This is a genomic window from Rubripirellula reticaptiva, from assembly GCF_007860175.1.
GTDB classification, from domain to species: Bacteria; Planctomycetota; Planctomycetia; order Pirellulales; family Pirellulaceae; genus Rubripirellula; species Rubripirellula reticaptiva.
Genome location: NZ_SJPX01000004.1, coordinates 239,173 through 254,529 on the forward strand (window position 1 = coordinate 239,173; position 15,357 = coordinate 254,529).

Consider the following 15,357-nt stretch of genomic DNA (forward strand, 5'->3'; position numbering starts at 1 on the left):
GCGGGGGAATGTTCGGCGGGAGTGGACGCCCGCATTGTAATCCCGATTCGCGTTTCGAGTTGCATTGGACGGCAAATCGACATCCATTCGTCGATCCTGGGTTCGACCGTGATCGAGCTACCGAATAACGTCCAAGTCGAGATTGCCGCTGGATAGTCGAAAGCGGACATCAGCAAGTGCGGTGGCTTCTGTCGCATCGTGAGTAACGTGAAGGATCGTAACGCCGGTTTCGCGATTGATTGACCGAAGCAGTGATTGCAAAGTCGCACGTGTTGATTCGTCCAGTGCGCTGAGCGGTTCGTCAAGCAACAGTGCGTCGGGTTGGAACGAAAGTGCGCGGCCGAGTGCAACTCGTTGAGCTTCTCCGCCACTAAGCCGGGCGGGTTTTCGCGACATTAAATGAGAAATGCTGAGACGCTGGACCAGGGGATCGACCGATTGTGCAATCAATTTTTGAGATTGGCCGCGCAGTCGTGGAGCAAACTCTAGGTGTTCTCGCACCGTCATCGTCGGGAACAGAGCCAAGTCTTGGGGGACGTAGCCGACGTTTCGTTGACTTGGCGACATTGTCGTCACATTGCGATCGCCGACGACGATGGTTCCTGCGCTCGCCGAACGCAAACCAGAAATGGCTTCCAGAATCGTGGTCTTTCCCACGCCCGATTCGCCCATCAATACGGCGTATTGGCCGGGCTTGATGCAAAGGTTGATGTCCACCAACGCGAAGTCACCAGCAACAACATGCAGTTTGTTTAATTCAATCATTGCGTTCAATCACTGCAACGTGTCCTTGGTGATGCCGTTGCCGATCAAACGCATTCCGACCAGGACCGCAATTGCGATTCCCACCATCAATAGAGAGACCGCGACTGCGGATCCAAGTTCACCAACGCTCATTTCCAAGTAGACGCTGGTTGATAGGACTTCTGTTTTCATTCGGGTCGCTCCGGCGAAAACCAAGATTGGGCCAAACTCGCCAAGCGATCGTGCCCAGGCGATGGTGGTCGCGGCGATCATCCCCGGCCCGGCTTGCGGAAGCGCCACGTAAAAGAACGCTTGTCCGTGATTGCAGCCCAGCGTGCGGGCGACGTCCTCGGCCCGTCGGTCGATCTGCGCAAACGTTCCTCGCATCATTCGGACGGCGAACGCGCATGCGACACAGAACTGTGCCAGCACGATCGCCGGCCAATGGTGAGTCACAGCAACGCCTGTGGTGTCGCGCAGCCACGACTCCAGTGTCCAATCGCCAACTGGCAGGTGAAATAGGATCAACAAACTCAAGCCAAGGACCAAGGGCGGAAGAACCAATGGGACGTCCACGATCAAATCCACGATCACGCGACCTGGAAATCGAAATCGTGATAGTAGATACGCTAGTGGCGTGGCGACCCAGATCGACGAAATCGCGGATACCGTGCAGGTCAACAGCGTCAATCGAATCGACGCTAGGATTTCAGGCTTTGAAATCGCTTGCCGAAAATGATGAATCGAAGTGAAGGAAACATCGGCTAAGATCAGCAACACAATCAGGCCGACGAAGCACGATGACAACCCCACCATCACGATAAAGAACGGTACATCGGAACGCGGTTTCATGGGCGGCTTTCCTCGGCCGAGTGAAAGCCAAATTCACGATAGATCGCTTGGCCGCCTGCCGTGCTCAACAGAAACTCGGCAAACTCGATCGCGTGATCGGGTTGGTCGCTCGACGATAGGACGCCGATCGATACTTTTGCCGCCTGGCCATCGAGTTGTTTGATTCGAACCGCTTGAAGGTCGGGATATTGGTTCAGCATCACGTCAAAGATGACCCCTACATCAGCCGACCCTAGCACGACATCGTTGGCGACTTCGGTCACCGATGTGTGGTAGGTGTCGGTGGCACGATCAAGTTCTTCCCACCGGCCGATCGATGTAAGTTGGTCACGGGTCAGACGACCGACGGCGGCAGTATCGGGATTGGCCTGAGACAATCGCACATCGAGGCGGCTGAGATCGTCAAGGTTCGCAATCGATTTGGGATTGTCGCGCCGCACGACCGCGATGATGTTCATCGACGCGATGGCAAACGAATCGCTGACCCGGCCATCTGCCACAGCTTGCAATAAGTAGCTGTCGTCGGCCGGCAAGAACAAGTCGCCCGTGTTCGTGATTTCGATGGACGACATCAGGGTTTGAGATCCGCCGTATTGCACAATGACTTCGCAACCGCCTTGGCGACGATACTGGCGACAACATGCTTCGATAACGCTGCGATTACTGGACGCACAATACAGCATCAACGGACGGCGACCGCTGGTCGATGATCCCGCTGGATGGGTGCGATCGGTGCCGATTAGGATTCCCAGCGACAGGCTCCAAAGAAGAATCGAACCGCCCATCGCGGCGATCAATTTCGATCTTCCGGTCATAACGTTTGGTGTTCCAAAGTGGGGGAGGTCTCGTCACAGGTCAAGCTGAAAATACCGTATGATTCAGCGCCCACGGCATATCTTAGCAACGGGCACGCGGGACCGGCACCAATGGACTTGGTTGTCGTTTGCAACCGAATCGTCCAGCGGTAACCCCGCGACAGAAATTGAAGGCTAGATCGGATGAGCGTTGTATTGGTAATCGGTTGCGAAGACGAGTTTCGTTTGGCCCTGTCTTGGTGCAAGCGACTGGCTCGCAATGATGAAACACTCATTCGGATTGCGATTCGAGGGCTGGATCGGAACGTTCTGACCGAACAAATCCGCCGAACCGCAGCTGAACGTTTGGAAGTTTCTTCGGATCGCTTGACGGTGGACACCGTTGACGAGTCAGTTGACGCGGTATTGGAGTACCTTGCCGAATCGCACGCCAAAAGGCTGCTGATTTGTTACCAGTCCAACGACCACAGTTGGCAGCAAACGCTATTCGAGCGTGCGACCTGTGACGTTCTATGGATTCACGTGGGCAGCGACGTCGGTTCAGAATCGATCGGTCGAATCTATGGCATCGATAGCGGCAAGGAATCGATTTCGACCCGGCTTGGGGAATCGATGCTGGGCGTTGCTTCAGACGAATCCTATCGTTTCGAAGGTGATGAATCGAATGATCTGGCGGCGGATGCTGCCGAGGGTGATTTGGTCTTGGTGGGCGTTGATCCGCTAAGTGATTCAGAATCACTTTATCGATGGGCCAGAAAGCGAATATCGCAGTCGTCGGTGGCTAACTTTGCTGTCGTGCGAGATGGCGATACGCTGATCGACAACGCCGCGGCGAGAATTCGAAAGTGGTTTGCATCCATCGCGCCACCGATGGATCGCGAACAGCGGACGGCGCTGGCGCAAGACGTCGAAATTGGATCGCGGCCAAATTTAGAATTCTTTGCCCTAATCTCTGCTGCGGCGATGATGGCCGCGTTTGGATTAGTGCAAGACTCGGCGGCTGTCATCATCGGCGCGATGCTGATTGCACCGTTGATGACGCCAATCTTGGGTGCTGGTTTAGCGCTCGCTCATGGTAACCGGCCGCTGTTTCAGTCATCGCTGTTGACGATTGTGCTCGGTTTCATCGGCGCGCTTTTATCCAGCATCTTGATGGGATGGATGGTGGGGCTGTTTCAAGAACTGAAGGCGACTGACGAGATGTGGGCGCGATGTCGACCCTCGCCACTCGACTTTGGTGTCGGGATGATTGGCGGACTTGCGGCGTCGTATGCCCGCACACGGACGCACTTATCATCGGCGCTTGCTGGTGCAGCGATTGCTGCGGCTTTGGTGCCACCGATTTCCACTGCTGGTTTGCAGATTGCCATGGGAAACTGGTATCCGACCGAGAAAGGATTTCCGATTGCCGGACCGCTGCTACTGGTTTCGGTCAACGTGCTGACGATCATGATTGGATCGTCGTTTATCTTGTGGGCACGTGGGATGCGCAGTGAGACCAAAATTGATGCTCGGTCACGGTGGTCGTTGCGAGTCTTGGCGAGCCTTTTGTGTATCGTGTTGTTGGCACTAATCTGGCTTCTGCGTTGGTCCGAAGCCGAGATGTCACTCGGGCAATGACACGTCGCTGGCGTCGACATAGCCTTGGCGAATTTGGATGGCCTCGTCTTTGCGTTTGATAAACGCATCCAACACGGTGGGATCAAAGTGAGTTCCGCGACCGTCGGTCAAAATTTCCAGGCACTTATCGACCGGAAATGCTGCTTTGTACGGCCGCTGCGAACTGAGTGCATCGAAGACATCGGCGACTGCAACGATCCGTCCTTCGATGGGGATGTCTTTTCCTGCAAGTCCGTTGGGATAGCCCGATCCATCCCACTTTTCGTGGTGAGTCGCTGCAATCACTGACGCTAGCTTCAGCACCGGCGACGTCGTGGAACTCATGATTTGCATTCCGACCGACGTGTGTTGTTTCAGTCGAATCGATTCTTCGTGGCTTAGCGGGTTGATGATTCGGCGACCGATTCCACAGTGGCCGCGCATGATCTCGAACTCATGCGGGTCCAGTTTTCCGGGCTTGTGCAAGATCGCGTCGGGGACGCCAATCTTTCCGACGTCATGCAATTGAGCAGCCTGTTCGATCAAGTCGATCGCGGCGCGAGGAAACCCAAGTTCATCAGCGATCAGCGCGGCGTATCGTCCCACGCGAAGCACGTGTTGTCCGGTATCATCGTCACGGTATTCACCGGCTCGAGCGAGGCAGTGAATGGCTTCTTGGCGTGAACGGATCAATTCGCGGGTTCGAACGCGGACCTGTCGTTCAAGTTGTTCGGAATACTGAGCCAAGTGATCCTGATAAGCTTTTACGGCCAATACGTTTTCGACGCGCAGAATCAGCTCGCTGGGGTCGACAGGTTTGGCAAGAAAATCAGAAGCGCCCGAACGCAATGCTTGCAGTTTTACCTCGGGCGAAGTGCTGGCGGTCAACACCACGGTCGGAATCAGCTTGAGTTCCGTATCGGATTTCATCGTTTCAAGAATCTGTAACCCGGATACCTTGGGCATATTGATGTCAAGCAATACGATGTCGGGGCGTTGGTCTCGGATCTTATCGATCGCAAGGGTCGAGTCCGTGGTGGTGATGAAGTTTGAAAACCCGTCTTCTTCCAAATAGGCACGCAAAATTTCGATGTTGGTTGATTCGTCATCCACGATCATGACTTGCGATTCTCGGACGGCCAAACTGCTCCGCTCGGCAGAGGCAGGCGAAAAATCAACGCCCAAGACCAACGTGCTTTTCGTTGGGTCCTGGTCGGAAGCGCTGAATGTGTCAGGAATTGGAGTGATGTTGATCATAGGGATTCGAGTGCTCTTTTCCGAAATTGCCTTCTAGTCCTAAAGTCTAGGCCGGTACAGAGACATTCCAGAAGTTGTGGGGCAGAGTGATACGAATTCGTACTTTGACAGGAGGGTTGTAACAGTTCGTTGGGTTGTAGACGGCACTTAGTGATCGGGCAGCGAAGCTCGTCAAGGGTTTCGCCTGTGATCTATTTTGTCGATCGTATTGATGACGCGGGCGACTACCAGTCCCGGTGGTTCATCTGACGCAAATGGTTTGTCGGTTGGCGGCTAAGTCGCGTTTGATTCCGTACAGTCAACGGATTCGGGCACTTCGATTCGTGCTCTCATTTCGCGAAGACTGACTAGGGTTTGGCGTATTTCTTCTAGGTCACCATCCGAGCCCAGGGTTTCTAGGTGAGCCGCGCGTTCGGACATTCCTGCGAACCCGCAGTTGCCACTTGAACCTTTCAATGAGTGACCCATTTCGGTCAGCAAGGATCGGTCTTCGTCAACGATCGCTTTTTCGATCATGTCGAATCGTTCGTCGAGTCGGTCGACGAATTGGGCGACGATTTCTCGGAACCGCTCTTTGTGGATCGGCAGGGTCGAACGAATTGGTTCGTTAACGGATTCTTCAGGGGCCGGCAAAGCGTCAAGCATTTGGATTTGAGCAACGCCCGTTTCGATGCTGACCTCGAGTCCTGCGATTTCTGCGAGCATTGAAATCAATCGATCAAAGTCGACGGGCTTGGTGAGAAATCCTGTGCAACCGGCATCCAGGCATTCTTGTTCGGCGTGCTGCATTGCATGCGCGGTCAAGGCAATGATGGGTTTGTCATAGCCTTGATCTCGCAACGTTCGTGTTGCGGTGTACCCATCCATGATGGGCATTTGCATGTCCATTAGGATCACGTCCCATTCCTCGGCGGTTGCCAACTGCACGGCTTCGAGTCCGTTTTCCGCTGTCTTGTACAACGCGCCAGCCTCACCCAAAATGACGCTCATCAATTCGCGGTTTTCTTGGCCGTCATCGACTAATAGGACTCGCATGTTGGGCAATCGAATCGCAAGATGCGTTTCGCTTTCGGTGGCGGATTCCAGTTCTTCGATGTTGGGATAATGCAGTTCAACTTCGCTTTCGCAAGGGGCGTTGATCGTGACTGTGAATACACTTCCCTCGTTCACGCGACTGGTGACGGCGATACCGCCGCCGAGCGCTTCGGCGAATCGTTTGCTGATCGACAGCCCCAGTCCTGTGCCGCCAAAACGACGGGTCACGCTAGCGTCGGCTTGCGAGAATGGGTTAAAGATTTTTTCGGTGGACTCGGCTGTCATGCCGATGCCCGAGTCAACGACTTGGAAAACCATGACAGGGTGACCGCCGGTGTTGTCCCATCGCGTGACAATTTTGACCCCGCCGTTTTCGGTGAACTTGATTGCGTTGCCGGCCAAGTTCGTCAGGATCTGCCGCAAACGGGCAGGGTCGGTCTGGACGGTCCTGGGGATCATTCCATCAAATTCGTATTCCAACGTGATCGATTTTTCTTCGGCACGAATTCGCATGACCGTGACGACTTCCGCGACGATGCGATCGACTTCGGTCGCAATGGACTCGATTTCCAATCGGTCGGCTTCGATCTTGGAAAGGTCCAAGATGTCGTTGATCAAGTTCAGCAGGTGCGTGCCGCTCGAGTGAATGGTGTTGAGATGTTTTCGACGCTTGCTTTCGTCGTGTTCGATGTTCCGCTGCAAAACTTCGGTGAAGCCCAAAATGGCGTTCATCGGAGTGCGGATTTCGTGACTCATATTGGCCAGGAACGCGCTTTTGGATTGGTTCGCCGCTTCGGCAGCGTCACGCGCCTTGGCAAGTTCGAGTTTGTTTTCTTCCAAGACTGTGATGTCTTCAAGCGTGACCATCGTGCCGCAGCCAATGATGGGCGTGCTGTTGACGTTCAACGTGCGATGGTGGTCACCGACTTTGATTTTCATCAATCGGCCGTTTACCATCTGGCCAGTTCGCAGGGACTCGTCCCATGGCAGTTCGCCTTCGCAGATCCAAGGAATCGAGGATGTTTTTTGACCCTCAGTTTCTTTCACGTCACGCTGCAAGCAATCGGCAAGCAATTGATTGACCAAGATGATTCGATCGCGATCGTCGATCAGCAGAAGACCGACGCCCAAGCGATTAAACGTATCACGCACATGTTTCGGAGCCGCGCCGTGCGGGTCAAGGCTTTCCAACGCCTTACGCAGAAAGAACGAAAACTGAATCAGGCAGGACGGTATCAGCACGATCATTAGCCACGCGGGTGCCCAATAATTCAAACCCCAGAATCCACCGGTTGATTGGAATGCGACTTCTAAACGTCCGAATCGTTCACCGTTTCGAAACACGGGAACCGACATGTGATCCGCATCCACGTCGGCACCAACTGTCCATGCGGTGTCGTGAGTTTCGGTAGCGACCAACAGGTCACCTTCGTCCGATCGAAAACCGATGCTGGCGATCTGTTGGTCTCGAGCGACGATCGACAGCAGGACCATGTTGAGTGCCTCAGATTTTTCTTCGGCCATCAAAACGGTAGCGTTGATCGCTAACGCTTCACAAAGTTTCGAACGACCGTGTAGGATTTCACGCTGCTCGTTCGGAAAGAACCCAAACGCGCTGGCGCACAGCAGCGTGCCGACCATCAGTCCGACAAGGCCGAACGAGATACGGAGGCGAATCGGTATTCGTGAGTAAAGACGTTTCATGGTGAGTCGTTAGGTGGGCATCGTGATCGCTGATTTCGCAATCGCTGGTCACGATGGATAGGTGAGGTTAGGTTCCGTCGGAATCGTTATTTGACTGGTTGTCGAGGGCCTCGCTGCGGCGAGCCATGAGTTCTTCGAGAGATTCGTTATCGGATTTTTCTCCCGATCCTTGCATGATCAGTAACGGGTCGACAGCGCGCCAGGCCGGCATCTGAGCCAGCAATCCAGACGCCAGAACACCGCTTCGTAATGCCCAAGCAATGACACCGACGGTCACGCTAGAGGCCGCTGCTCCGGTTGCGCCTACGACGATCAGGTCACCTTGGATTTGGGATTCAAGCTGGTTTCGATGTTGGTCCAATTCGTTCCACATCGCGCCCGGTTGGGTTAGCAAAATGTAGTTCAGTTGGGACTGCGTCAATTCGGATTGCGTGTCAAGAACGTTGCTTCGGGATTCAGAATCTTTGGAGCTTTGGCGATCTTCTTCGTTGAGAGAATTTCTGGAATCGATATCGCTTCCGTCTTGGGAAAGGATTGCCGCCAATGCCGCTGGATTGCTCGACTGAGCAACCGTCGACGAAGTGTAGGAAGCCTCGACGGCGGTCGGCATCACCATGTTTGGTTTGTCGTCATCGTCGTCATCGGAATTTTTTGAGGTGACGATGCCGCTGACGATCACGTTTTTGTCGCTATCGGAATCGCTAGATGCCTCTTTGCCAGAGTCGTCATCCGAGTCGCCCGACGTGCTGGTCGAATCCGTTGATTTCGAAGCATCCGGTAACAGTCCCGACGGCAGCAACGGAACGGTGGAGGATTCCCTAGCATTGACCGTCAATACGAACGATGCATCCCTAAAGAGGCCCCCGATGTCGGTTGCTCGCACTATCACGTTGACGGTGGGTTCAGTATCGAAGGCCAACGATTCCGTGCTCTTTAGTTTCAGTTGGCCGGCAATGATTTCGAACCTTGCATCGTCAACGGACCAAGTGTGTAGGTCACCGGCATCGGGATCGATGGCTGTTAGAGTCCCGACGAACGCCCCGGCTGCAGATTCCGCGACGCTCGAATTGTCGAGATTGATTCCGGTCGGCGCCTCGTTAGACGGACCGATGTTGACGTTATACGACGCAGAGTCTTCTGGATTACCAGCGATCGCCGGGTCATCGATGCTGACGGTGACGTCAAGCGAGTCGTTGGTTTCAAAGTCCAGCGACGCGTTGGCAATCAGTCGTAGTTCATTGCCGACAATTTCAAAACTCGCCGCATCGTCTCCCGACAACGTCAATGTTTCACTGCCAAGTCCATCGTCGCTGATCACGATCGTAGCGATCACAATCGCCGTGCTGGTGTCGGTGTTTTCATCCAAGTTCGTGACGATTGGCGTCAGTGAGATCGACGGAGCTTCGTTGATGTCACCAACCGTGATCGTATGGGCGGCGGAGTTGTCAGGGCTTCCGGGAATTGACGTGTCGTCGACGTCCACCGAGACATCAAGCGATGCATTCGATTCAAAGTTGAGCGATGCACCGGCGATCAGGCGAAGTTGATTACCGACGATTTCGAACATTGCCGCATCCGCGCCCGACAACGACAACGTTTCAGATCCCACCGAATCGTCCGTCACGGTGATGGTTGCCACGACGATCGCCGACGTGGTGTCGGTGTCTTCATCCAGGTTGGCAACCACCGGCGTGAGTGTGACGACGGGAGACTCGTTGATGTTGTTGACGGTAACGGTGTAGTTCGCAGAATCATCTGGATTGCCAGCGATCGCCGGGTCATCGATGTTGACGGTGACGTCAAGTGAGTCGTTGGTTTCAAAGTCCAGCGATGCGTTGGCAATCACTCGTAGCTCATTGCCAACAATTTCAAACATCGCTGCATCGTTGCCCGACAACGTCAACGTTTCACTGCCCAGTGCATCGTCGCTGATCACAATCGTGGCGATGGTGATGGCCGAGCTGGTGTCGGTGTTTTCATCCAAGTTCGTGACGATTGGCGTCAGTGAGATCGATGGAGCTTCGTTTTGGTCGGTTACGTCAATCGTCAGCGTTTCGTCGTAAATGTTCGTTGCCGAATCAATGACGCGGACGACGACGGAATACGAGCCTTGTCGTTCAAAGTCCACGATCCCATCGCTGAGAACAAGCTCATTGGATCCGTTGATTGTGAATTTTGTTTCATCGGCACCACCTACGACTACCCAAGTGAACGTTTCGCCAACGTCAGAGTCGGTCGCGGTAAGCCCACCAAGGCTGATTCCAGCCGTCGTGTCAGTGTTCTCGGTCACCGAGAAAGTGTTTGGGGCGATGTCCGTGGGCGCAGCATTGGTGACTGTATAGAAGAGTTGTAGCTGCGGCGCCGATGCACCTTCGCTGCTGGAATACGTGTACGAGTTTCCGCTGGTGTTTTCGCTGCCGAGGATCAAACCATGGTTGACGGTTGATCCCATCACCCACTCTTGAACAAGTGTGGTGATGTTCCAGGCATGTTGACCGGTGGTGGTGGCGTTGAAGGTCGCGACCGCAGTTGTGTCAAACGTGCCGCCGTTCCAAGTTGCCGTATTGGTTCGATTGTCCCAGCTAGGGAAACCAGTTGCACCGTCTTGGTTGCCTTGGACCCATGACTCGGTGACTTCGTAGACACCGATGTCGAATACACCCGAGCCGGCGGTTGCTTGCATCGTTAAGTTTGCCCCGGTAATCGTGGCGCCGACCGGAATGCTGCTGAAATCAAACTGCAATAGAATGCGTGAATCGCCGATGCTGCCGCCCAAATGGTCGATCACCAACGTTTCGGAGATTCCATAGTTGAAGTCGGATTGGTTTTTGTTGAGATAAGTATCGTTCGACGGTGTGAGCACCTGGGTCGGAGTCTCGACTACATCGGTGATGGTCACGCTGTGACCGGCCGAATCGTCGGGCGATCCAGAAATCGTCGCGTCGTCGATTTCGACCGTGACGTTCAGCGTTGGATTGGTTTCAAAGTCAAGGTTTACGCCGGCTTTCAAACGAAGATCGTTTCCGACGATCTCAAAAAAGGCGGCGTCCAATCCCGACAGCGATAGCGTTTCGTTGCCCAGTGCATCGTCGGTGATGGTGATCGTTGCAACCACGATCGCCGAAGTCGTGTCGGTGTCTTCGCTCAAGGTTGTGATCACGGGGGTCAACGAAACGCTAGGCGCTTCGTTGACATCCGTGATCGTAAGGGTGTGCGAGGCCGTATCATCGGGGCTGCCGCCGACGGCCGGGTCATTGACGTTGACCGTGACATCAAGCGTGCTCTTGGTTTCAAAATCGAGCGCCGCGCCCGCGATCAGCCTTAGATCATTGCCGACGATTTCGAACAGTGACGCATCACTCCCCGACAGCGTTAAGGTATTGGTTCCCAAGGCATCATCGGTGACCGTGATCGTCGAGACGACGATCGCCGATGTGGTATCCGTATCTTCAGCCAGTGTCGTTGTCGCGAGGCTCAGCGAAACGGTGGGAGCCTCGTTGATGTCGGTGACAGAAATGGTCAACGTTTCGATGAATGGGTTTCCACTGGAATCGGTGACACGCACGTCGACCACATAGGAGGACTTCGTTTCGTAGTCGAGCACACCGTCGGTGAGGATCAATTCGTTGTTGGATGCTCCGCCGATCGAGAAGCGAGCTTGATCAGCGCCTCCGACGACTGCCCAAGTAAAGGGGGCGCTCGAGTCCGCGTCGGTGGCTGAGAGTACGCCGATACTGTTTCCGCCCGTTGTGTTTGTGTTTTCGTTGACGGTGGAATTGGAAATCGCAATGTCGGTGGGCGCCAGGTTCACCGGCATGGAAATGGTCAGCGTTGTCGTTGCAACTTCGCTGACCGAAATGCCGTCGTTGGCAACAAACGTGATGGTGCGACTGGTGCCAGTCGCCGGATTGATGCTGTTGTTGTAGGTGACGGTGCGAAGGACTTGCTGGTAGCGAGCTAACGTGTCCGAGCCTGAAAGCGTGAGCGTGCCAGCGGAGTAGTTTGCCGTGATTGAAGTGCCCGACGTATTCGCCGATAGCACTTCATTAGCGCCGTTTTGTCGATCAGTGATCTTGATCGTTAGCGATTGCAGATGGGTGCTGTCAAAGTCGATAATCGTGGCGTCCGTGTCGGCCACCGAGACCGCTCCGCCGCCATTGACAAAGGTTTGTGCAAAGTCATTGCCGGATGTTCCCGAACTGTTGTTCGCGTCAAGGTCTAGCGTTGGCGATTCAAGATGGAACTGACGCGAGAATACTCCACTGGTGTCTGTATTTCCGGATTGCGTGCCGTTTCCGCTCCACGTCACAACAAAGTTGTCCATGTCTAGCATGGCGACGGATGCAAACTGTTGGTCGCCGGTGGTGCTGATGTTGACCTGCGAGGCGGCCGCGATTGCGCCGCTGTCCGCGTCGTATCGGCGGAACTTCACTGAACTTCCGTCTCCGTCGCCGTTATCGTCGCCATGATAAACGACAACGAAGTCGCCATTGTCAGCCATCGCAATCGACGGTTGCGTGTTGTCCGAACTAAATGACTGGTTGCTCACTTGGAAAAGTGACAATCGCTCGGTTCCATCGGTGTTGAAAGAACGTCCCCACACACCGGCGCCTAGTCCAACTAGTCCGTTGGTTCGGTAGACGACCACGGCCCGACCAAGCGAGTCGATCGCAACAGTTGGCCCCATCGCTGGGGCCACGTTACTGTCAACCATGACGTCGTCATGGAGAGCTGTTCCACCGGCGGCAAAATGGCGAACATAGATTTCGCCTGCGGATTCCCAAGCGATCGCAAATTGTCCGCTGTCGTTGATGGCGACACTGGCTTCATTTTCGTCGCCAAGATCGTCAAAGTTGGCGCGTATTTCGGTGCCGTCGATCGCGGTCCCGTTTGCGTTGAATCGACGATAGAAAATTCCGTCGGTCTCACCAACGCCGTTGCCTTCCCAGGCGACGATGAAGTCACCGCTGCCGTTGACGGCAATGCTTGAGTTGGATTGGGTGCCACTTGTTGTGGTGTTGACCACGAAGTTGGCGCCGAGGGCGTTTCCGCTGGCGTCAAAGCGTTGGGCGTACACGTCTTGCGGTAAATCGAGGGCGTCGGTCAGCGTCCAGGTCACGACAAAGCTGCCGTCGTCGGCGGAACCGACGCGTGCCCATTTTTGATTGTTTGCTGGTAAGTCGGCGACGGTGATCTCGCCTGTTAACGCCATACCGGATGAATCAAAACGTCTCGCGTAGACGCCCCAACCGTCACCGTCTTGATTTAGACTTGACCACACGACGACATAGCTGCCGTCGTCTGCCATCGCGACGGATTGTTGGCTTCCCCGATCCTGGCCGCTTGTCTCTTGCGTTGAACTGGTTGTGGTGTTGACGCGGAATTCAGAAGTCGAACTCAGTTCACGTAGTTCAAATGCGCCGATATCAACCAGCGAGCTTCGTTCGACGCCACGCTGGTCATTGGTCGGTGCGCCCGTGGTGGTTCCTGCGTTGTAGGCAAGACTGGACGTTGTGATCGCGTGCGTCTTTCCAAAGCCGCCATTGTCGGTGAGTGAGCCCAGGTTCGCGCTCGAACCGACGATGTCGCTTCCAACGAATCCGCTGCCCCCCGTGACGTCTTGGATCAGGTTGAAGCCGAGGCTGTTAAATGAGCCCTGAACGTCTGCGTTCGCCGAGGATGCGGAGTTGTTCGAGATGATGGTGTTAACGATGCTGGTCGATCCGCCTTGTCGACGAATGCCGCCGCCGCTGCCGCCGTTGTTGAAGGCGATTGTCGAGTTCGTGATCGACGTGGTGCCGGTACTGTAGACGCCCCCACCGGACGAGAACGCGTTGTTGCCGCCGAGCGTAGCGTTGCTCATGTCCAGCGTCCCGGAATTGTAAATACCGCCACCTGAACCCGCTTGGTTTCCGCTGATCGTTACTCTCAGTAGGCTTGCGGTCCCGTCCAGGTCGATCCCACCGCCTCGCGTGGTCCCGCCGTCGCCGTTGTTTTGGATCACGACATCGGTAAGGTTGAGCGTGGCACTGGTGTTGACATAGATCCCAGCGCCAAACGCACCTCGGTTGCTCTGCACGGCTACGCGATTTAGGTTGACCGTGCCGTCCTCGATGTAAACGGCACCACCGTTACCGGTTGTGAATCCGTTTTGAATTGTCAATTCCGAAAACGCAACGGTCGCGGAGACGTTGTCAATGTGAAAAACTCGGTCTTGGGCACCGCCATCGATGATCGTATTGCCGGCGCCGTTACCGATAATGGTAAGACTCTTGTTGATATCCAAGTCACCGGTAAGTGTGCTGTTTTCGCCTGTGCCGGAAATCGCTAGGACATACGTTCCGGTCCCCAGGACGATCGTATCGCCGCTGCTTGCAGCAATGATTGCTTCGCGCAGAGATGTCACGCCATCGCTGCCATTGATCGTGTCGGCAAATGTGGTGACCGTGATGGTGCTGAGTTTTCCTAGCCAGTCCTGTTGCAGTTGGGCGCTGGTCGCGATTTCGGTTTCGATCGAACCGGTCGCGAATTCCAAATTCCAGTTGCCGCCAAACGAGGCGTGTCCCGTATCGTCGTCGCTGGCGGCGACATCGGCTTCGGTTAAGGTGCCAATCGCGTCGATCAGATAGCGACCATCTTCGGTTGCCGCCAAGTCGCAACCATAAATCAGAATGTCAGCGCTGGACGTCAATGCCGATTGCCATAAAGCAATCTGCGACGCATGCGCAGCAAGGTTGTTCGATCCAAGCGAAACGTTTCCAAGACGCACTGCGCCGTTTTCGGCGTGCGAGAACAGGTGCAGTGACGAGACTTCGCTGCGTCCGTCTAGGATTTCGTTGATCTGGTCGATGCCATCGCGATCGGCTTCCAGAACAAAGACTTCATAATTCTTTTCCGACGCACCAAGATCGTCCAAGATCTGATCGATGTTGGCAACATCCGAATTGATAAAGACGAGTTCAGTGGGCTGCGACGTATCCGATGCGGCCAGCTGTGCGATCGAGACCGATTCGGCTGTGGCGGACTCGTCGGACTGTTCTGGCTCGACTTCCATCACCATTGCGGCTTGGTCTTGGCCGTCCATGGCGCTGAAGTCGATTGGCGTGGCGCTGAACAGAATGCGAGGTTCAAGGCTGCTCAAACGCAATTGGGGACCAAGGCCGCAGCGACGCTGGGGACGAGCGAACAAACGGGTTCCCCGTGTGCTCCATTCGTCGATGGACATAAGCCATCGTCGCCAATCGTTCTGTCGTTTTGCCATCGCGTTCGAGTCAGTTCGTTTTTCAGGCGTGATACTTTACTGTCCGAGGGAAATGTAGGAGCTTCTAGCGGTCACGCTGTTTTCAATCCG

Annotated in this window: 7 protein-coding genes; 1 reads left to right on the forward strand and 6 read right to left on the reverse strand. The window is 54.9% G+C overall.

Going from position 1 to position 15,357, the window contains the following annotated elements; all coding sequences use genetic code 11:
- Nucleotides 1–117 precede the first annotated feature (117 nt).
- From Poly59_RS17925 to modA, 3 genes are read right to left on the reverse strand one after another with little or no spacing between them, the layout of a single operon-like run.
- A complete protein-coding gene (locus tag Poly59_RS17925; protein ID WP_146535500.1) occupies nt 118–765 on the reverse strand; it encodes an ABC transporter ATP-binding protein in 648 nt (215 codons plus the stop codon).
- Nucleotides 766–774: 9 nt separating this feature from the next.
- Nucleotides 775–1,596, reverse strand: a complete 822-nt coding sequence (locus Poly59_RS17930; RefSeq protein ID WP_146535501.1) for an ABC transporter permease — start codon at nt 1,594–1,596, stop codon at nt 775–777.
- Nucleotides 1,593–2,411, reverse strand: a complete 819-nt coding sequence (modA, locus tag Poly59_RS17935; RefSeq protein WP_146535502.1) for a molybdate ABC transporter substrate-binding protein — start codon at nt 2,409–2,411, stop codon at nt 1,593–1,595. The genes Poly59_RS17930 and modA overlap by 4 nt, the downstream gene beginning before the upstream one ends.
- A gap of 183 nt (nt 2,412–2,594) precedes the next feature.
- Between modA and Poly59_RS17940 the strand changes: the two genes are divergently transcribed.
- The gene (locus Poly59_RS17940; RefSeq protein ID WP_146535503.1) at nt 2,595–4,031 is read left to right on the forward strand and encodes a DUF389 domain-containing protein; all 1,437 of its coding nucleotides are present in this window, start codon (nt 2,595–2,597) and stop codon (nt 4,029–4,031) included.
- Here the strand turns inward: Poly59_RS17940 and Poly59_RS17945 are convergent.
- The 3 genes from Poly59_RS17945 to Poly59_RS17955 all read right to left on the reverse strand — a co-directional run bounded on the left by Poly59_RS17945 (nt 4,017) and on the right by Poly59_RS17955 (nt 15,267).
- Entirely contained in the window at nt 4,017–5,267 is a 1,251-nt protein-coding gene (locus Poly59_RS17945; protein WP_146535504.1) for an HD domain-containing phosphohydrolase, read from the reverse strand. The two genes, Poly59_RS17940 and Poly59_RS17945, sit on opposite strands and share 15 nt — an antisense overlap.
- 273 nt (nt 5,268–5,540) lie before the next feature.
- Nucleotides 5,541–8,006 (reverse strand): response regulator, encoded by a 2,466-nt coding sequence (locus Poly59_RS17950; RefSeq protein WP_146535505.1) that lies wholly within the window; start codon nt 8,004–8,006, stop codon nt 5,541–5,543.
- A 67-nt stretch (nt 8,007–8,073) separates the two neighbouring features.
- Complete coding sequence (locus Poly59_RS17955) at nt 8,074–15,267, reverse strand: DUF4347 domain-containing protein (protein WP_146535506.1); 7,194 nt, start codon at nt 15,265–15,267, stop codon at nt 8,074–8,076.
- Between the last annotated feature and the right edge of the window lie 90 nt (nt 15,268–15,357).

Coding starts and splice junctions, on each gene's coding strand:
- Poly59_RS17925 (WP_146535500.1), bottom strand. CDS start 765: ATGATTGAATTAAACAAACTGCATGTTGTTGCTGGTGACTTCGCGTTG.
- Poly59_RS17930 (WP_146535501.1), bottom strand. CDS start 1,596: ATGAAACCGCGTTCCGATGTACCGTTCTTTATCGTGATGGTGGGGTTG.
- modA (WP_146535502.1), bottom strand. CDS start 2,411: ATGACCGGAAGATCGAAATTGATCGCCGCGATGGGCGGTTCGATTCTT.
- Poly59_RS17940 (WP_146535503.1), top strand. CDS start 2,595: ATGAGCGTTGTATTGGTAATCGGTTGCGAAGACGAGTTTCGTTTGGCC.
- Poly59_RS17945 (WP_146535504.1), bottom strand. CDS start 5,267: ATGATCAACATCACTCCAATTCCTGACACATTCAGCGCTTCCGACCAG.
- Poly59_RS17950 (WP_146535505.1), bottom strand. CDS start 8,006: ATGAAACGTCTTTACTCACGAATACCGATTCGCCTCCGTATCTCGTTC.
- Poly59_RS17955 (WP_146535506.1), bottom strand. CDS start 15,267: ATGGCAAAACGACAGAACGATTGGCGACGATGGCTTATGTCCATCGAC.